General features: G+C 55.4%; 16 protein-coding genes. 6 read left to right on the forward strand and 10 right to left on the reverse strand.

Annotated features, from left to right (window positions below):
* Window positions 1-7: 7 nt before the first annotated feature.
* The 5 genes from ABD815_RS14685 to ABD815_RS14705 are packed head-to-tail and all read left to right on the forward strand — an operon-like array spanning window position 8 to window position 4,440.
* On the forward strand, window positions 8-2,272 hold the full coding sequence (locus tag ABD815_RS14685) for a chemotaxis protein CheA (protein ID WP_344848374.1): 2,265 nt from the start codon (window positions 8-10) through the stop codon (window positions 2,270-2,272).
* A gap of 2 nt (window positions 2,273-2,274) precedes the next feature.
* Window positions 2,275-2,742: a chemotaxis protein CheW gene (locus ABD815_RS14690; RefSeq protein WP_344848375.1), complete on the forward strand. Its 468-nt coding sequence runs from the start codon at window positions 2,275-2,277 to the stop codon at window positions 2,740-2,742.
* Window positions 2,739-3,662 (forward strand): CheR family methyltransferase, encoded by a 924-nt coding sequence (locus tag ABD815_RS14695; RefSeq protein WP_344848377.1) that lies wholly within the window; start codon window positions 2,739-2,741, stop codon window positions 3,660-3,662. Before ABD815_RS14690 ends, ABD815_RS14695 begins: the two co-directional genes overlap by 4 nt.
* Entirely contained in the window at window positions 3,653-4,039 is a 387-nt protein-coding gene (locus ABD815_RS14700; protein ID WP_344848379.1) for a response regulator, read from the forward strand. The genes ABD815_RS14695 and ABD815_RS14700 overlap by 10 nt, the downstream gene beginning before the upstream one ends.
* On the forward strand, window positions 4,039-4,440 hold the full coding sequence (locus tag ABD815_RS14705) for a hypothetical protein (RefSeq protein ID WP_344848381.1): 402 nt from the start codon (window positions 4,039-4,041) through the stop codon (window positions 4,438-4,440). Before ABD815_RS14700 ends, ABD815_RS14705 begins: the two co-directional genes overlap by 1 nt.
* A 223-nt stretch (window positions 4,441-4,663) precedes the next feature.
* Here the strand turns inward: ABD815_RS14705 and ABD815_RS14710 are convergent, their stop codons facing one another.
* From ABD815_RS14710 to ABD815_RS14750, 9 genes are all read right to left on the reverse strand, one after another.
* Window positions 4,664-5,197 (reverse strand): chemotaxis protein CheD, encoded by a 534-nt coding sequence (locus tag ABD815_RS14710; RefSeq protein ID WP_344848384.1) that lies wholly within the window; start codon window positions 5,195-5,197, stop codon window positions 4,664-4,666.
* Window positions 5,194-6,228, reverse strand: a complete 1,035-nt coding sequence (gene cheB / locus ABD815_RS14715; RefSeq protein WP_344848387.1) for a chemotaxis-specific protein-glutamate methyltransferase CheB — start codon at window positions 6,226-6,228, stop codon at window positions 5,194-5,196. The genes ABD815_RS14710 and cheB overlap by 4 nt, the downstream gene beginning before the upstream one ends.
* 63 nt (window positions 6,229-6,291) lie before the next feature.
* Entirely contained in the window at window positions 6,292-9,399 is a 3,108-nt protein-coding gene (locus tag ABD815_RS14720; protein WP_344848390.1) for a methyl-accepting chemotaxis protein, read from the reverse strand.
* Window positions 9,400-9,632: 233 nt separating this feature from the next.
* Window positions 9,633-10,778, reverse strand: coding sequence for a glycoside hydrolase family 88/105 protein (locus tag ABD815_RS14725; protein WP_344848392.1), 1,146 nt, complete (start codon window positions 10,776-10,778; stop codon window positions 9,633-9,635).
* Window positions 10,775-12,304, reverse strand: coding sequence for a polygalacturonase PglA (gene pglA / locus ABD815_RS14730; RefSeq protein WP_344848395.1), 1,530 nt, complete (start codon window positions 12,302-12,304; stop codon window positions 10,775-10,777). The genes ABD815_RS14725 and pglA overlap by 4 nt, the downstream gene beginning before the upstream one ends.
* 120 nt (window positions 12,305-12,424) lie before the next feature.
* Window positions 12,425-13,681 (reverse strand): ABC transporter substrate-binding protein, encoded by a 1,257-nt coding sequence (locus tag ABD815_RS14735; RefSeq protein ID WP_344848397.1) that lies wholly within the window; start codon window positions 13,679-13,681, stop codon window positions 12,425-12,427.
* Between the two features lie 54 nt (window positions 13,682-13,735).
* A complete protein-coding gene (locus ABD815_RS14740; protein ID WP_344848400.1) occupies window positions 13,736-14,860 on the reverse strand; it encodes an ABC transporter ATP-binding protein in 1,125 nt (374 codons plus the stop codon).
* Complete coding sequence (locus ABD815_RS14745) at window positions 14,860-15,762, reverse strand: carbohydrate ABC transporter permease (RefSeq protein WP_425549864.1); 903 nt, start codon at window positions 15,760-15,762, stop codon at window positions 14,860-14,862. The genes ABD815_RS14740 and ABD815_RS14745 overlap by 1 nt, the downstream gene beginning before the upstream one ends.
* A gap of 5 nt (window positions 15,763-15,767) precedes the next feature.
* The gene (locus ABD815_RS14750) at window positions 15,768-16,631 is read right to left on the reverse strand and encodes a carbohydrate ABC transporter permease (protein ID WP_344848403.1); all 864 of its coding nucleotides are present in this window, start codon (window positions 16,629-16,631) and stop codon (window positions 15,768-15,770) included.
* A gap of 250 nt (window positions 16,632-16,881) precedes the next feature.
* On the opposite strand from ABD815_RS14750, the gene ABD815_RS14755 reads away from it, so the two are divergent.
* On the forward strand, window positions 16,882-17,766 hold the full coding sequence (locus ABD815_RS14755; protein ID WP_344848407.1) for a helix-turn-helix domain-containing protein: 885 nt from the start codon (window positions 16,882-16,884) through the stop codon (window positions 17,764-17,766).
* A 12-nt stretch (window positions 17,767-17,778) separates the two neighbouring features.
* Here the strand turns inward: ABD815_RS14755 and ABD815_RS14760 are convergent, their stop codons facing one another.
* Window positions 17,779-17,961, reverse strand: a complete 183-nt coding sequence (locus ABD815_RS14760) for a TRAP transporter large permease subunit (RefSeq protein WP_344848409.1) — start codon at window positions 17,959-17,961, stop codon at window positions 17,779-17,781.
* Window positions 17,962-17,966: the final 5 nt, after the last annotated feature.

Consider the following 17,966-nt stretch of genomic DNA (forward strand, 5'->3'; position numbering starts at 1 on the left):
AGCACCTATGTCCGACCCGATGGCTGAAATCCGCGCCTCATTCTTTATTGAGGCCGAAGAACTGCTCGAAAGCCTGCAAGACGGGCTTCAGCTAATGGTCGACGGAGATACCGACCCGGAAACCGTCAATGTCGTTTTTCGCGCGGTCCACTCGATAAAGGGCGGTGCCGGGGCTTTTGGACTCGATGATCTCGTCGCCTTTGCGCATCGCTTTGAAACTGTCATGGACGAAGTGCGCGCCGAACGGTTCCACCCGAATGCCGAGACGATCCGCCTCTTCTTTTCCTGCGCGGATATTCTGGGCGATCTCGTAAGGGCCGCCCGCGACGATGAACCTGTGGATGAGGCCGTAACTGCGCCCGTCCTGGAAAAACTCGAACTGTTGGTGGGAATTGAAGAAGAGGTCGAAGAAGAGCTCGACTTCACCCCGTCGACGCTGACGCTGGATTTTAGTGGCGACGGTGGACTGCCGGATCTACCCGACCTGCCGGATTTGGAACCATTTCCCGAACCGATCGATGGAGCGGGTTCTGAGGCACGCAGTGGCTTTCGCGTCACCTTCAAACCGCATGTCGCCCTCTACACCTCTGGAAATGAACCACTTTACCTGCTTCGCGCCCTGCGTGACCTTGGCGATATCACTCTCACCTGTGATTGCAGCGCGATCCCTGATCTCCCAAACTTCGACCCCGAAGTCGCTTACCTGACTTGGGACATTGAAGTTGCGACAGAGGAAGATCATCAAGCAGTCGTTGAAGTTTTCGAGTTTGTCGAAGGCCTGTGCGAACTCGTAATCACCCCCCTGTCGGGCGCAAACCCGGCAGAAGATGATCAATCATCAATAGATATGGCTCAATCCAGCTTGGCGGACCTACCCATCGCGCCGTCCCCCCCAACTGCGCCAGAAGACCTCCCATCTGCCCAACCGGTCGTAGAGGCCCCAAAGGGACCGGAACCCGCGCCCATAGTGGAAACCGTTGCAACTCCGGACGCCCCCACGCCGCAAACGGAAGACGAAACATCCGCCTCAACACCACCAAGGACACCGCCCACCCCCACCCAGCCGCGTGCAACGGTGAGAGTCGATCTCGAGCGGATCGACAGGTTGGTGAATCTCGTCGGCGAACTCGTCATCAACCAAGCCATGCTGAGCCAATCAGTCACCGAAGCCGGCTTGCAGCCAAATTCACCCGTCTCCACGGGCCTTGAGGAATTCCAGCAACTTACACGCGACATTCAGGAATCTGTGATGATGATCCGCGCGCAGCCGATCAAATCGCTGTTCCAACGCATGGGTCGAATTGTCCGCGAATCCTCGGCGTCCGTTGGGAAAGACGCGCGTTTACACACCGATGGCGAAAACACCGAGGTCGATAAAACGGTTATCGAGCGTCTTGCGGATCCTCTGACACATATGATCCGAAACGCCGTCGACCACGGGCTCGAAACCACAGAACAACGACTGGCCGCAGGCAAACCTGCAGAGGGTCACGTCACCTTGACAGCCCGGCATCGGTCGGGGCGCATATTGATCGAAGTGGCCGATGACGGCGCTGGCATTAATCGCGCACGGGTCCGCCAAAAAGCAGTTGAAAAGGGTCTCATTTCTGAAGACGCCGCTCTGTCAGACAGCGACATCGACAATTTACTATTCATGCCAGGCTTTTCGACTGCCGCCGAGGTATCAAACCTCTCCGGTCGCGGCGTGGGTATGGACGTTGTCAGAAGCGCGATCCAAGCACTGGGTGGCCGGATTACGATTACATCTCAGGAAGGGAAAGGGACGACATTCTCGATCTCCTTGCCCCTAACGCTCGCAGTGCTCGACGGTATGGTCGTGCGCGTGGCGGGAGAGACATTGGTAGTTCCCCTAAACGCAATCCTTGAGACGCTCACCTTAACCGACAATGACCTCAAAGCTCTCGGCCCTGAAACACACGTTGTGCAAATCAGGAGCGGTTTCGTCCCGCTTTTGGATTTGGGGGCCGAACTCGGCTACCGGACACCCTGCGAGTCCTACGTCGGCGGCATCGTCCTTCTCATTGGACAGGAAGACGGCAACCATGCCGCGCTGGTGGTCGACGCAATCGAAGACCAACGCCAGGTCGTCATCAAGGGATTGGAGGCGAGCTATGGTCGGGTCCCTGGCATCGCAGCAGCCACAATCTTGGGAGACGGCCAAATCGCACTCATACTGGACCCTGTTGACCTCGTAGGTCAGGCATCTGGCCGCACTAAATCACCGAAATCGCAGTTCGCTTTGGAGGCTTAGCGATGACAGAACAAAACAAACACATCGATTCCGACTCCGTCGAACTGCTTTCCTTTCGTGTCGGTGATCAGGATTACTCCGTTGATATCATGTCAGTGCGCGAAATCAGGGGTTCTGCCAAGGCCACGTCCCTACCCCATTCACCGTCTTTCGTAAAAGGCGTCATCAACTTGCGCGGCACTGTCCTCCCCATCATCGATCTCGCTGCGCGATTGGGATTGGAGAACGGGGTAGAATCGGAGCGAAACGTAATCATTGTCGTCGATTTTGGCGGTCGTACCGCTGGTTTAATGGTCGATGCAGTCTCCGATATATTGGCAATTCCACATGACGAAATGCAGCCCCCACCCGACCTCGCGGCCGACCAGGCGCACACATTCGTCTCTGCGTTGACAGTCGTGGACGACAGGATGATCCGGATCTTGGATTTGGCATCCGTATTCCCCCCCCGAGATGAGGAAGCCGCGTGAACGCACTCGCCCAAACACCATTGACTGGTGCAATCGAAAGCGACATTTCCGATCGGGCATTTGCCCGGATCGCACGCATCGCCGAACGCGAAGCGGGTCTCCAGCTTTCGAAATCCAAAGTCTCGATGATAAAATCGCGCCTCACACGCCGGTTAAGGGCCCTTCGCATCACCACTTTTGACGCCTACCTCGACTACCTGGAAAACGCTGAGGTCGGTGAAGAAATGTCGGCATTCATTTCCGCGTTGACGACAAATGTTTCTCATTTTTTCCGTGAAGAGCATCATTTCAAGTTTCTCACGGAAGTCATCCTACCCAAAATCCGACCGCGTCTTGAAAGCAATGGTCGTTTGAGAATCTGGTCCGCTGGCTGCTCCAACGGACAAGAAGCCTACTCAATCGCAATCACCCTTCTCAAGTTTGATCCAAGCCTCGCGAATAAGGACGTTCGCATTCTCGCCACTGACATTGATCCCGAGGTTCTGGAAACAGCGAGGCGCGGCGCCTACACAGGCACCCTTATCTCTGGACTTGATGAGAGCACTAAGGACAAGTTTTTCGATCGCTCGATGGATTGCGGAGTCGAGACCCTGACAGCCCATGCGAACCTGAAAAACCTCATTCGGTTTAACAAGTTGAATTTACATGGCAATTGGCCAATGAAGCAGAGTTTTGACGTAATTTTCTGTAGAAATGTGATTATCTATTTTGACGCGGCGGCGCAATCTAAGCTCTTCGACAGATTTGCGCACGCACTTGAACCAAATGGGTGGATGATGCTTGGCCACTCAGAACGATTAAGCTCCGACAAATCCGATGTATTCACAAGTTGCGGGATAACCACCTACCAGGTCGGAAAATCTCGTGAAAGCGTAACACAAAATGACACCCAAGATCGGGGGCTAAAAACATGGCATTGAGAGACCAACTTCGAGTCATGGTCGTTGACGATATGTCGACCAGCCGCGGACTACTTACCAATGCACTGGATTCATTTGGCGTGAGAAACGTCTCAAGTGCTGCGGATGGTGCAACAGCGTTGCAAAAGATGGCCAGTGCGCCTGTGCATCTCGTGATCTCCGATTTCAACATGCCTGGTATGGACGGGCTGAAACTCCTGCATGCTCTTCGCACTAATGCAGCAACGCGGGGCGTGGGTTTTTTGCTCATAACCGGCCGCGCGGATCGCGAGATCATCGAAACGGGAAAGCGATTGGGGATGAACAACTTCCTTAAAAAACCATTTGACCCGCCGCGCCTGCGACAAGCTATAGAAGCCATTGTGGGTAAACTGTAATGTCGATCGCAAATCACAAGTTTAGTCACATATCCGATGCGGCCAATCCCACATCCATTCCCCTCACGACACTTGTCCAACGCATTCAGGACGAAATTATCGCGTTAACGATGTTGTCCGCGGAAGTTCAAATTGCATTGGGGCCCGCCCTTGCTGCAACCGCAACTCTTCCAACATCTGTTCAACGTAGTCTTCAAGCAATTGACAGGCTTCATCAGACGCTGGACGACTTGCAGAGGGTCATGGGCCATATATCCGCGCATGGCTCGACTGAAGAGATCGACACTTCTGCACTGTCGGAGCTCATCAATCTTCGCCATTTGGCGCACAAGCTATTTGACAATGTCGACACTCCCTTCGCACTTTCAGCCGACGATTCAGGTGAGGTCGCTTGGTTTTAGGTTGATGGAAGGGGCAGATGTGAGCACTGGCAAAGTCTAAATCTATACCGCTGCAAAAATCCCTGCTCACCTAGGGTATCGCGTGCCTGTTAAGGTGGAGCAGGAGCCCGCTAATCTGGTTAACGTGCAGCTTTTCGCATTGGATCGATACACATCCAATGGCCCATTTTCCACAAATGTACACGCCCAATCGGCCACTCATTTTCATGAGGCTAGGAACACTTCAAAGCAATTCGATATCATTCGTTTCAACCTTTGCTGGTCGTATCTCAGGAATGTGAGTGTCTTCCACGAACCGTTGACGGGCCGCGCCCGACTGCGGAAAGAACTCGACACGCCTTGCCAGCGAACCGCCGATGCTTTGTGCTTCACAAGTAATTCTCTCACGGCCGAGGTAGTCCAAAACGAAGACGCCATTCAGGTTTCCGGCTTTTGTGAGGCCACGGTACATTTCTGCTCCGCCAAATACCTTGGCCCGCAAACGGCTCTTGTCCGCGCCTTCGCGAATTAGAGCGTTTATCAATTGCTCCATCGCAGCCGCCCCAAAGTAACTCGCATCCGAGTTCGCAGAGGGTTCCCCCGGCAGAAGAATATGGTTCATTCCTCCCAAGGCCATCACTGGGTCCCACAAACAGGTTGCTACGCAAGACCCCAGAATGGTTGAAATGACGGCCCCTGGCTCGGCGGAAATGGCAAACTCGCCCTGTGCAATATATGTGCTTGGGCATGAGGACCGCATTTTGAAGATTTGGTTCATACCGGACCCACTTTGCGATGGCTTAACGCATCTCTCAAAAGAGTTTTTCCTAAGTCAGATATGTCGCACCAAGATTGAATGCCTCCGAGTTCAGCCGCCACGCGGGGCATCCCGAAAACGACACAAGTCTCCTTCGACTGTCCAATCGTCGTTGCACCGTTGTCACGCAACTCGCGCAGGCCGGCAGCGCCATCGTGGCCCATGCCTGTCAAAATAGCCGCAACAACATTCTTTGCGTATGGAACAGCGGATCGGAACATGGAATCCACGGACGGTCTGTGCCCAGACACCTTTGGACCCTCTGTCAAACGGATCCGAGGCACTTTTGACCCCGAGAAGTTGACGTGATGTTGGCCACCTGGCCCGATTAGTACATGACCTTTTTCCATACTATCACCTTCGCGCGCCAGTCGTACTTTCGGGGCCATCAAAGTGTCTAGCCGCGCGGCAAAACTGGCGAGAAAGTGCTCCGGCATGTGCTGGGTAATTATGGTCGGAGGACAATCCACTGGGAAAACTCTTAGGATTTGCTCGATTGCATCCACCGCTCCCGTGGAGCCACCAATCAAACAAATCTTGCTGTATTCATTTCCCGAGAGCGTTGGTGTGTAACTCGTCCGCGAATTGACGTTCAGTACATTGGCACCTGCAGCAACTGCTACGATGTTGGAAAGTGCACTGAAATCGTCATTCGACGCACCCGCGCGTGGTTTTTCGACACAATCAACTGCGCCCAATGACATAGCTTTGACCGCCGTGTCGCTCCCTTGCTTAGTCAAAGTCGACACCATAACGACAGGCATGGGACGATGGCGCATCAGTCTTTCGAGAAACTCGAGGCCATTCATATTTGGCATCTCGACATCCAACGTCATGACATCGGGTCTAAAGCGATTTACCGCGTCTCTCGCAGCTCGGGCTGTCTCCGCTTCTGCGACAACTTCCAGACGCTCGTCACGTTCAAGAATATTGCGGATCAAACGCCGCATGGTTGGTGAATCGTCGACGATCAGGGTCTTGATTTTCGGCACGTCAGTTCCCTTTGGAGACTAAATTCTGTGTCTAATAGCGTCCGTGGCGAGGCCTTCCCTCTTTCAAAAGTCTTCCCAATCGTCTTCTACGACTTGCTTAGGAGTGGGTGCGTTGACCGTTTGCTTGACGGCTGGGCCTGCAGCACGTTGGATCTCGGCGGCTTTGGCTGCCTTGAAATCGACATGAACCGGCGCGGTCGAATTTGCGGCATTTGCGGCCCCGATCGAGAACCGCGACGTCGTCACCGTCAAATTCTCCGCTTCACGTGTAAGCGCATGGCTGGCGGCTGTCGTTTCCTCGAACATCGCCGCGTTCTGCTGCGTCACTTGATCAAGCTGGTTAACGGAAGCATTGATCTCGGCGAGGCCAGCCGACTGTTCTTTTGAAGAAACAGCAATCTCGGAGACGTTGTTCGCAATCTCAGTAACAGAGGTGACGATCCCCCGTAGCGCATCACCGGTCTCACCGACCAATCCAACCCCTCGTTTGACGAGGACGCCAGACTTGGAAATGAGATCGTTGATTTCTCTGGCCGCATCCGAAGATCTCTGGGCAAGCGCGCGGACCTCCGAAGCAACCACTGCAAAACCGCGCCCCGCTTCGCCGGCTCGCGCGGCTTCGACGCCTGCATTGAGTGCAAGAAGGTTGGTTTGAAACGCGATATCGTCGATTACAGACGTAATTTTGGAAATCTGGTTCGAAGAGGTTTCAATCTGGCTCATCGCCTCGACAGCTTCCTGAACAATTTGTCCAGAGTTCTCGGCATTCGTTTTCGCGGACTTGACCATGTCGCTAGCGTGGTGAGCGCCGTCTGCGGCAGATTTCACAGAGGATGTGAGTTCGTCCAGGGCAGTTGCGGTTTCTTCCAATGTCGCTGCTTGCTTTTCCGTACGCCGGGAAAGGTCGTCCGCTGCGTTCGAAATTTCTGACGCTTCACCGCGGATCATGTCAGCGTTCTCAACCACACTTCGCATGGCACCGAAGAGGTTTTCCATTGCGAGATTAAAATCGGACCGCAGCGTTTCATATTCAGGGGCAAATGGTGTCTCAATGCGCGACATAAGATCGCCTTCCGCCAACCGCTTGAGGCCCACACGAAGCCCGTCAACGACTTTGTCCTGTTCGACTTTCGTGCGCAATTGAAGCTCTTCTGCTTCACGCAGTGCGGTTTGACTCTCGGTCACGTCGTTGCCGACCAGGATAAGACCGACAGGCTTACCGTTCGCGTCTTTGATGGGTGAGAAAGTTCCGTCGAGCATGGACGCAGCACCATCCTTTCCGCGCAGGTTGAAACGACCATAGATGCTCTCCCCGTCGTGCACCCGATCCCAAATCGCACCATGTTTTTCAGCCTTTACGGGGTCAAAATCAAAGATCTCTGCCTGACTGCGACCTTGCAACGTTTCAGGTGTTTCTCCAAGAATCTCGGTGAAATTCGAATTTGCCGCAACCAGACATCCGTCGAGGTCGAATTCGGCTTTCGCCTGATCCGCTTCGAGGGCACTAATAATCGCCGCATTGGTGCGAATAGCTGTGACGTCTTTCCATTCCATAACGCAGCCAATTTGTTCGCCATTGGCATCGCTGACCGCATTTACGGAGATTGAGAAGTACGTTCGACCAACCTTCAGATCAGTACTGTAAGGAAGATTATTTTTGTCTGAGAGAATGGCGCGAACCCGCTCTGGGTGTGCGTGGAACATGTCGATATTCGTGCCCACAATTCCATCAGGGTCAAAGGAGGCAATATGGCTGCGGAACGTGTCCTGTTGTAATTGCATGAGATCGTTAGCAGCACTGTTAAGATAGGTGATGTTAAAATCACGGTCGACCATCATGAGCGCAGCAGAAGAACCTTCGAATGCGGCGCCTTTAAAGAGACCATCGCGTGTCGCGCTCTGGGCCCGACCAAGCGCGGCACGAAAGGCATCAAGTGCTTTAGCGATACCGCCGATTTCGTCAGCGCGATCGGTTTCGGGAACTGACGTGTCGTAGTCGCCATCAGACACCAACAGCATCGATTTCTCAACGCGGGTCAGAGGTCGCGAGATGGCGCGCGCAATCAAATATGCGATGCCTGCAACTACGAGGATCATAAGTGCGCCCTGCCACAGCATGGTCGTTCTGAGCTGCCTTGCCGGTGCCAAAATGTCTGACACAGGTTGCTCTGCAACGAAGGCCCACGTCACATGGTGGTGCTTAAACGGCATATAGGCGACCGCGTTTTCGGTGACGTTACCAGTGTCGGGATCAACCTTTTCTGCGACAAGAACGCCAGCCTCGCCAGAAAGCGCCAAACGCACAGCCTCGGTGTCGTCGCGGGTCTTGATGACATCGTCGCCGGTGCCACGGGATCGGTTCGACCGCAGGAGACCATCCATTCCGACGAGGTAATTGTCGCCGTTTTCACCCAATCCGATACGACGGTTGACGATGGTGTCGATACGGTCGTTTGACATTTGAAAGCCGATCGCACCTACAATTTTGCCGTTGCGATCACGAACCGGCGTGGCAACGAAAGCCGCAGGTGCGCCATTAAAAGGGCCATAGGCTTCGAAATCAGAATAATAGATTTGCGAGTTCTGGTCAGCCAGAGACTGTTGGATCACACGCCCGAGGCCCGTTTCGCTAAGCTCGCCCGAGGTAAAGTCGGACGCGAAATCACGCGCTTTGGCCACGGAATAGATCAACTCCCCAGCCGTATTGAAAACGAAGACGTCCCTGTAGTCCTTTTCCTCTACGAGTTTGCGAAAATAGCTATGGTAGATCTTGTGCACCTGACTGTACGCCGACCCGTCATCGGCGAAATCGAGGTTGTGTTTCTGGCCGGTCTCGTGAGGGTTCTCGTCGATATAGGCGTTCTGCAGGTAGCCCTTTTTGTCGCCTCTTGGGAGGCTCCGCCACGCTTCGCCAAAGCCGCGTATCGCGGTCATGACGGTCGGGTTTTCGGATTGAGACCGGACATCGATGTTGATCATGTCAAACCACGACGAAATCTCGAGAGCTCGGCTTTCGGCAACGGATTGTAGCCCCTCCTCAGCCTGGACGAGGAGCATTTTGGCAGCACCCCGATAGGACACGACATTTGCGATAATGATCGCGAGAGCCGTCAATCCAATCATGATTGCGGGCAGTTTTTTTGCCAACTTAACTCGGTAAAAGATCTTCATATCCAGGCTCCTCAAGTCGCGTATCGGTCCCACGGCGTAACCGGCTACTGGCACCGCTCGACCTGTTCACCAGTTCGAAATGGGGCCATAGACATGAGACATGACTTTGAGGAGTGAAGATTCGTTTAAGTCGTGCGCCCAAATCCGCAAACGGGCGCAGCCACATAGATAAATTCCGAACGACATTGAAAATGCGATGGCTTGCGCGCCGCGCAAGTACGCGACGCCGTGCTTTACCCGTAGCTGCGCGTTTTCGGGGCGACATAGGATGCACCCGGCTGAGCGAGCGGATGACCCGCGCGGATCGCTTCCGCCGTGGCGGCCATCAAAGGCGCGACACCTTTCGGGTCGTCCTCAACGATATCCTCACGCACGTAATAGCCCGCGGTTCCGTCCCTGAAACGACCATTGTAGTCACCCAGTCCCGCGACCCAACAGATGCCGCCAAACCCCACTCCTTGCGCGGCTCGCGATCCATCCATCATGCATGTAACCAGCGCATCCAAGGCGGCCTCGCCTTCTTGTGGCGACGACCATAGGCCCAAACGGACCGCCTTGAGAAACCCGTAGGCAAACATCGCCGAAGCAGAGCTTTCATCGTAATTACGTGCCAGATCGGGTTCGTCAGTCACCTGTTGCCAAAACCCCGACTGCCCCTGCAACTGCGCCAACCGCGTAAGAAGCGCGTGAGTTGGCGCTGTGAGACCCGCGGCGTCAAACCGCTCTGCCCCGACCATTTCGCGCAAGTCCACCAGCGCCATGACCAGCCACCCGATGGCGCGCGACCAATGGGCCGCATTCTGCCCGCTCTGCGGGTCCGCCCAAAGCTGTTTACGGGACTCATCAATGGCGTGGGCGTATAGACCTGTCCGCTCGACAAAAGTCACCTCGAGCCCTTGTTTCATCTGGGACAACGCGTTCTCGACCAAATCATCCTTGCCTGTCACCAACCCGTATTCGGCCTGAAACGGCAGGCCCATGTACAGACCATCCAACCAGATTTGCCAAGGATACCGTTTCTTGTGCCAGTAATTGCCGGATTTCGTCTTTGGGTGATCACGTAGTTGATCCGCCAGAACTTCAGCCGCCGCGAGGTAGATCGGTGTTTGCGTCTTTTTGTAGAGGCCGAGAACCGCACGACCCGGAAGAATGTTGTCAATGTTGAACTCGTCGCGTTCATATCCGGACAGAGTGCCATCGGCACCGATTTGACCTGCAATCATCCGTTCCGCATGGTCGATCCATCGCGCCTCGCCCGTCGCATCATGCAGCGCGAGGAGACCGGCATAGACCAAACCATCCTCGTAGCACCACGCACCACCTTTGTAAGGTTTATGGCGCGCGGCAAATGCATCGAAATAGGTCAGCAACTGGGTCATGTCCGCACCCCATCCGTCGGTGACAACTCGACAACTTGGTCGGCAGCGATCTGCGCGTTTTCTGACCAGATCGCGACATGTCGCATCTTCGCTACATCATCGGCCATGAGTGGGACCCCTTCTTTCGCGTTGGGTGCAAATCGGTAGCGCACGTTTGACAGATGGACGCCGGTAATAGGCGCCTCGGCGAGGCCCAGAAAAGCCGCGAGCGCCACATGCAGATCATTTATTTCTACATCCTCGATCGAAATATCTGTGACCGATGGAGTCGTCTTGGTGACGGGCGCAGGATTGCGGTCCTGAACAGCGCGGGAATGTCCGTCGGGATCGCAAAAGTAATGCGCGTTGCCCGAAAATGCGGTCTCCACATTATCCATGACCACATCTCTGAGCTGGATGTTTTGCACCCTGCCCCCACGACCACGCCGCGTTTTAATGCGCAGACCACGATCTGTTCCGGTGAATTCACAGGCATCTATCGAAACGTCGCGCACATCGCCCGACATCTCGGAGCCAATGACGACCGCTCCATGGCCACGCTCCATCCTACATTGCCGGATGATCACACCGCGCGTGGCAAAGAGGTGGTCGTCCTCGCCGTCTGGCCCGCTTTTGCCTGCTTTGATCGCGATGCAGTCGTCCCCCACAGAAAACCGCACGCCTTCGATCAAAGTTTCCTCACACATTTCCGGATTGAGACCATCGGTGTTGGGACTGTCCGGCGGGTTCTCGATCGTCAGCCCCGAAAAAACCGCCCCCTTGCATTGCACCGGGTGGACCGTCCAAGACGGGCTGTTGCGCACCGTTATTCCCGCCACCTGAAGATTGGCACAGCGCGTCGCAAAGAGAGTGCGCGGGCGGCGGGCGCCGTTTCTCGTTTCTTTGGGCCACGTCCACCAATCACCCTCGGCGCCGCCACCGTTCAGCACCCCGTCACCGACGATTGACAAATGGTTACAATCGATCGCACTCACCAAGGAAGCATAACAGCGCGCAGGCAAACCCTCCCACGTCCCGAGCATGCGACCATCGGGATCGCGAGGGTACAGGTTGCCATATTTGTCCCGATCAGAATGAGCGATGAGTTCGGCGCCCGCATCGAGGTGAAGTGTAATATTTCCCTTTGGAAACAGCGGCGTCGTCTGAAATCTTCCCGCAGGAATATAGACCGTCCCCCCATCAGGAGCGGCCGCGACAGCGCGGTGGATTGCATAAGCATTATCGTCGCTTTCCTGCGACAGGCCGTAGTCGCGGGCATCAATCAAACCCGCGCAAACCGGTGTCTCGAAAGACAGCGTCATCACCTCGCCATTGGCTGTTGCCGTGAGGCGGTAGTCCTGCGCGGGCCGCAAATTGGGCAGCCGGATAACGGCCGTATTTGTCTCGCCTTCCACTGTGCCTTCTGGCCCGTCGAGCCGATAGAAAACAGGATGCGGTGACGTGTAACGCAAGCCACCGAGCATCATGACGCCATAGCGCGGCGTAACAACGCTAGGGCGCAAAACGGTATCGATGAAATCGCTCACGCGTCGGCCTCCGGTGTGACATAGGAATTCATTGAGCCACAGGTCAGCGCCCGCGTGCCCCGTGGGTCGCCCGCGCGTCTGAACGACGCGCGAACGGTAGTGTTATGGACTTAGTCAGCCTTAGTATTTTTCGAGAACTTCATTGATCCCGAGGATCATCTCGTCAGCCGCGTCTTCTGCGCTGATTTCACCATAGGCAAAGAGTTCCAGGGTGTCGGTGAACACCGAGCGGACTTCCGGATGTTCGTTGAAGGGCGATACATTCGGTCCGGTCGACGCCATGACGATGTTGTTGGCATCTACGAGAATGGGATCGATCGTGCCGGCTTCTGTCAGCTGCGCAGAGGCCGCTTTGGAGGCTGGCAAACCACGCGTTGCACCCAGAGCGGCGATGCCTTCGGGCTCGTTCAGCAGACAGTTCAGGACCTGAGCTGCGGCTTCTTGATTTTCCGAATTTTGGGAGATCGCGAACACCATGGAAGGTTTGCGATAGACGCCTTCGGTCTGGCCACCTTCGACGGACAGAATGTTGACGGGCACGAGTTCCTGACCTTCGCCAAGCGTGTCCGAATATTTGAAGTACGTGCTGTCCCACTCATAGGAGCCGGCAATACGACCCTCCGACCATGCGGGGTTTTCCCACAGGTTCGAAATGCCAGATCCGGTTGCCACCTTCCAGGAACGCATCACACCGTTATCGACGAGCATCTGGTAGAAGTTCAGACCTTCAGTGATCTCATCTTCGGACCATGCGACTGTGTTCGTTGCGGGGTCGATGAGGTCCTTACCCGTTTTCTGCGTGATATAGTTGGACACGATCAGAACCGCGTTTAGCGTGGTGATATCGATAGGATAGTAATCTTCGCCCAACTTCTCCTTGAACGCTTTTGCAGCGGTCACGAGATCGTCGTAGGTCTTGGGCAATGGCACACCCGCTTTGTCGTAGGTGGCTTTGTTGAACATAAAGACGCGCCCGGTGGTCGAAACCGGCAGGCCGTTCAGTTTTCCGTTCATGGTCGCCGCACCGAGTTGCTCGGGCGTCCAGTTGGACAGATCGAGTGTTCCCGACAGGGCGTTCAGATCAGCAAGACCGTCACCGTTGATCGAAAACAAAGGCAACCATGGCCAATTCACCTGCATGATGTCGGCCTCTGTGCCGCCAGCAAGCTGGGTGGTGAGCTTTTCGAGGTGACCCGAGAAACCTGTGAACTCCGGCGCAACCGTGTGGCCGTGTTTCTCTCCGCAAACCTTGAGCGCTTCTTGCGTTGCGAGGTGGCGGCTATCGCCCCCCCACCAGCTCATGCGCAGGTCGGCAGCATTCGCGGAAAGTGCGGTGAGAGCCAGTGCCGTGGCTAATGCAGTCGTTGATCGTTTCATTGTATCCTCCCAGATTTTATCGAAACGGTTTCAGGTGTAGAACGGGGCCCTCCCTCAGGCCCCGCCCAGCGATATGTTCAAACCACTTGCGCGGTCGAAAACGTGGAGACGCTCGATCAAAACGGACAACGCGACACGGTCGCCGCGCTGGATCGAGCGATCGTATTTTTCTGCGTCGATGACAGCGATGAACGGATGGCCCTCGATCTCGACGTGCAAATTGACTTCGTGCCCCATGAACTCGATCACGCGCACATCCCCTTCGAGGGCGTTCGGCGTTCCCAGCGGCACCTGTGCGAGGTGCTGGGGGCGAATTCCGACGGTGACCGCGCTCGGCTGGTCGCTGAGGCGCGATCCCAATGAGGTGCCCCCATCAAGGGTCTGAGCGCCGATGGACAGATTCGCCCCCCCACTGGACGCGTCCAGAATACTCTCGACGAGATTCATCTCCGGCATTCCGATGAAACCGGCCACGAAGGCATTCGCGGGCTTCTCGTAGAGCGTGACAGGATCGGCCACCTGCATGATATGGCCGTCCTTCATCACACAAATCCTGTCACCCATTGTCATCGCCTCGACCTGATCGTGGGTGACGTAAATGACCGTCGCGGGCCGCCCCTCGGCGCGCAGGCGTTTGTGCAAATCCGTGATGCGCACACGCATCGACGCGCGCAGCTTTGCATCCAAGTTGGAAAGGGGTTCATCAAACAGGAACACGTCAGGTGACTTGATCAAAGCACGCCCTACCGCGACCCTTTGGGCCTGACCACCTGACAATTCCTTTGGCAACCGCTCAAGCAGTTCCCCGATTTCGAGAATGCCGGAAACGGCCTGTGTCGCCTCCGCAATCTCCGGCTTTGGACGCCGTTTGAGACGCAGGCCGAAGCCGAGATTGTTTTTGACCTTCATATGCGGGTAGAGCGCGTAGTTCTGGAACACCATGGCAATGCCCCGCTTGCCCGGAGCCAGATCGTTCACGATCGTGTCGCCAATGCGCACCTCGCCGCCCGTGATCGTCTCCAAACCCGCGATCATGCGCAATGTCGTGGACTTCGCGCACCCCGATGGCCCGACGAAAACCATGAACTCACCGTCTTCAATATCGAGATTGATCCCGTGCACGGCCTTGAACCCGTTGCCGTAGGTTTTCTCAACGTTTCTTATCGTTAGACCCGCCATCAGCCTTTGACTCCCCCTGAGGAAATCCCCTCGATGAAATATTTTTGTGCCATGAAGAACACCGCAAGCGCAGGTGTGATGGCGAGTACGGACATCGCCAGAATCTTGTTCCAGTCGAACGCTTCCGTGGTGTCGATTGACAGTTTAAGCGCGAGGCTCACCGGATATTTTTCGACCGATGAAATGTAGATCAGTGGGCCGAGGAAATCGTTCATCGTCCACATGAACTGGAACAGGCAAACCGAAATGATTGCCGGTTTGAGCAAGGGAACCACGATAAAGACCAACGTCTGGAGCGAATTTGCCCCGTCAACGCGCGCGGCTTCCTCCATATCGCGCGGCACCGCACGCAGAAACTGCACCAGCATGAAGACAAAGAACGCATCCCCCGCCAAAGCAGACGGCACCCAGAGCGGCAGGAAACTGTCGAGCCAGCCGATGTCGCGAAACAGAAGATATTGCGGAATGCGCGTCACGACGTTGGGCAAAAGGAGCGTCGCGATCAGGGAGGCAAAGAGGATCTTTTTGCCCGGAAACTCAAAGCGTGCAAACCCGTATGCCACCATCGTCGCAGAAATCGCGGTAAAGAGAACCTTCGGGAAGATGATCAGAAACGTGTTCCAGAAGAACCGCGCAAAGGTGTAAGGCGTCGAGGTTTTCCACCCTTCGATATACCCGTCAAGGGTCGGATCTTTGGGAATAAAACTCGGGCTCGAGAAAATTTCGCTGTTGGTTTTGAACGATGCGCCGATGAGCCAGATCAGCGGGTAGAGCATAATCAGACCAACACCGGCCAGAATCGCGTAGCGGATCGAGGCGGAGATGCGGCGACGTCGGGCCAGCTTGGCCTGCACCGCGCGGGCGGCGTCTTGTGTGGTCATGGTTTCGGATACAGTTGTCATGGGCTCTAGCTCCGCTTGTCGCCGGCATAGTAGACCCACTTTTTCGACGACCAGAAGGCCACGAGTGTGAGCACCATGATGATTGCAAAGAGAACCCATGCGATCGCCGACGCATAGCCCATATCAAAGTTTTTAAAGGCTTTTTCATAGATATAGAGCGGCAACAGGTAGGTCGATTTTAGCGGCCCGCCCTGCGTGATGATGTAGGGTCCGTTGAATTCCTGAAACGCCTGAACGGTCTGCATGATCATGTTGAAAAAGATCACCGGCGTGATGAGCGGCAGGGTAATAAACCGGAACTGATGCCATGCATTCGCACCGTCAATTGCGGATGCCTCATAGAGCGACCGGTCAATGGATTGCAGCGCTGCGAGGAAAATCACCATCGCGGAGCCGAACTGCCACATCCTTAGAAGCGTAATGGTGAAAAGAGCGTTTGCCTTATCCCCGAACCAGTTGATCGCTTCAAACCCGAGCGCGGTGACAAACATGTTCACCAGTCCGGTATCGGCGAAAATGTAGCGCCACAGCACCGCAATCGCGATCGAACCGCCCAGGATCGACGGCACATAGTAGGCCGTGCGAAAAAACCCGATCATCTTCAGGCGGTAATTCAGGATCACCGCAATAAACAGCGCGAACACCAGCTTGAGAGGCACTGTCGTGAACACGTAGATCAGCGTCACTTTGAGAGACTTGTCGAAGGTCCGGTCGCGCGTGAAGAGTTTTTCGTAGTTCTTCGCCCCGACCCACGTCGGTTCACTCATCAACGAGTAATCGGTGAACGACAGATAAAATGAATACAAAAACGGGAAGGCCGTGAAAATCAACAGGCCCACCAGATAAGGCATCACATACGCGAGCCCCATGAAACGGCTCTCACCACCCATGGCGCACCGATACGGCTTTCGCGCCGCTGAAATGATCAGTTTCGATAAAGTGCATATTGTGTAGCGCCAACCAGTTGTCCCGCGGCGAATTCCGCCGTTTTTCCATGCTGATCAGCACGTCTCCTCCCTTGTGGTGTTGGCCTTCTTGTTTCTAAACTGCTCAACACCGTCCTTGCGTTCATTATGCACGCGGCGTCGGGCGGTGAAATGAAGGGAAGAAGACAAAAACATGGACGAAATCGTAACTGGCCCCTTCGATGGCATCCCCGCAGACGCGTTGCGGGTCCGATTGGCGCGCTCGACAATCAAAATGTCCCATTCCGAAAACTGGCGCGTGGATAAATCGAATCCCGACCATGACCTCGTCATCTGCCTCACGGGGTCGGCGATCTACGACATCGCGGACCAGACCCATACCCTGCACCCGGGTGACGCTTTGCTCATCCCTGCGGGCACTCGTTTCTGCGGGCAACATGGCGGAGGGCCGCTCTACACAGGTATCGCGCAGCACTTCTCGCTCGACCTTTTCGGCCACGTCGACATGGTGTCGCAAATGGATCTGGCGCCAAAAGTTACTCTGTCCGGATGGGACTATCTCGCCCCGCTCATCCACAATTATCACGCCACAGTGCCACGGTGGTCAACGACACTGACGCAGCACCACTACTTCATGACCATCCTCCTATCATTTCTGCAGGATGCCTTCTTGGGCTGGCGCGATCATGCTGTTGGCGCCATGGACGGCCGTGACGCCCTATCGCTGCACATCATGCTCTGCGCGGCGAAACTGTCCGGTGACCCGATTGGTGAGACAACGCTCGACACCGCACTGGCGGCGGTTCCCTATAATGGCGACTATTTCAGACGCGCCTTTCGCGACCGCCTCGGGTTCACGCCGCAGAAGTTTCTCGAACTGAAAAAGATGGAGGCCGCCAAACACGGTCTGCTATTTGGCCGGTCCGTCAAAGAAGTCGCCGCGGACGTTGGCTACCGAGATGTCTATTTCTTCTCACGGATGTTCAAACAATACATGGGCGCGCCCCCCTCTTCCTACCGGCTAAAAGCGCGCGACAGGCTTGCGAGGCTCCAAGAACAATACACCGACGCCCCGTAATCTGGCCGATCTTTACCCCTGATACCCCAACAAACGCGGGAACCAGAGCTCGAAGTCAGGGACAAAGGTGATAATCCCGAGCGCGACGAGCAAGGCGATTTTAAACGGCCATACCTCGCGAACGATGCGCCCTACGGGTTGGCGGGTGATGCTCGACACGATGAAGAGCAAGAGCCCGTAAGGTTGTGTGATCAAACCCA

It is taken from the genome of Celeribacter arenosi (genome assembly GCF_039539485.1).
Classification (GTDB): domain Bacteria; phylum Pseudomonadota; class Alphaproteobacteria; order Rhodobacterales; family Rhodobacteraceae; genus Celeribacter; species Celeribacter arenosi.

What these genes read in the sequence shown, in the direction of transcription:
- ABD815_RS14700 (WP_344848379.1), top strand. Translation starts at nt 3,653, where the DNA reads ATGGCATTGAGAGACCAACTTCGAGTCATGGTCGTTGACGATATGTCG.
- ABD815_RS14755 (WP_344848407.1), top strand. Translation starts at nt 16,882, where the DNA reads ATGGACGAAATCGTAACTGGCCCCTTCGATGGCATCCCCGCAGACGCG.
- ABD815_RS14705 (WP_344848381.1), top strand. Translation starts at nt 4,039, where the DNA reads ATGTCGATCGCAAATCACAAGTTTAGTCACATATCCGATGCGGCCAAT.
- ABD815_RS14750 (WP_344848403.1), bottom strand. Translation starts at nt 16,631, where the DNA reads ATGGGGCTCGCGTATGTGATGCCTTATCTGGTGGGCCTGTTGATTTTC.
- ABD815_RS14685 (WP_344848374.1), top strand. Translation starts at nt 8, where the DNA reads ATGTCCGACCCGATGGCTGAAATCCGCGCCTCATTCTTTATTGAGGCC.
- ABD815_RS14725 (WP_344848392.1), bottom strand. Translation starts at nt 10,778, where the DNA reads ATGACCCAGTTGCTGACCTATTTCGATGCATTTGCCGCGCGCCATAAA.
- ABD815_RS14720 (WP_344848390.1), bottom strand. Translation starts at nt 9,399, where the DNA reads ATGAAGATCTTTTACCGAGTTAAGTTGGCAAAAAAACTGCCCGCAATC.
- ABD815_RS14690 (WP_344848375.1), top strand. Translation starts at nt 2,275, where the DNA reads ATGACAGAACAAAACAAACACATCGATTCCGACTCCGTCGAACTGCTT.
- ABD815_RS14735 (WP_344848397.1), bottom strand. Translation starts at nt 13,681, where the DNA reads ATGAAACGATCAACGACTGCATTAGCCACGGCACTGGCTCTCACCGCA.
- ABD815_RS14710 (WP_344848384.1), bottom strand. Translation starts at nt 5,197, where the DNA reads ATGAACCAAATCTTCAAAATGCGGTCCTCATGCCCAAGCACATATATT.
- ABD815_RS14745 (WP_425549864.1), bottom strand. Translation starts at nt 15,762, where the DNA reads ATGACAACTGTATCCGAAACCATGACCACACAAGACGCCGCCCGCGCG.
- ABD815_RS14740 (WP_344848400.1), bottom strand. Translation starts at nt 14,860, where the DNA reads ATGGCGGGTCTAACGATAAGAAACGTTGAGAAAACCTACGGCAACGGG.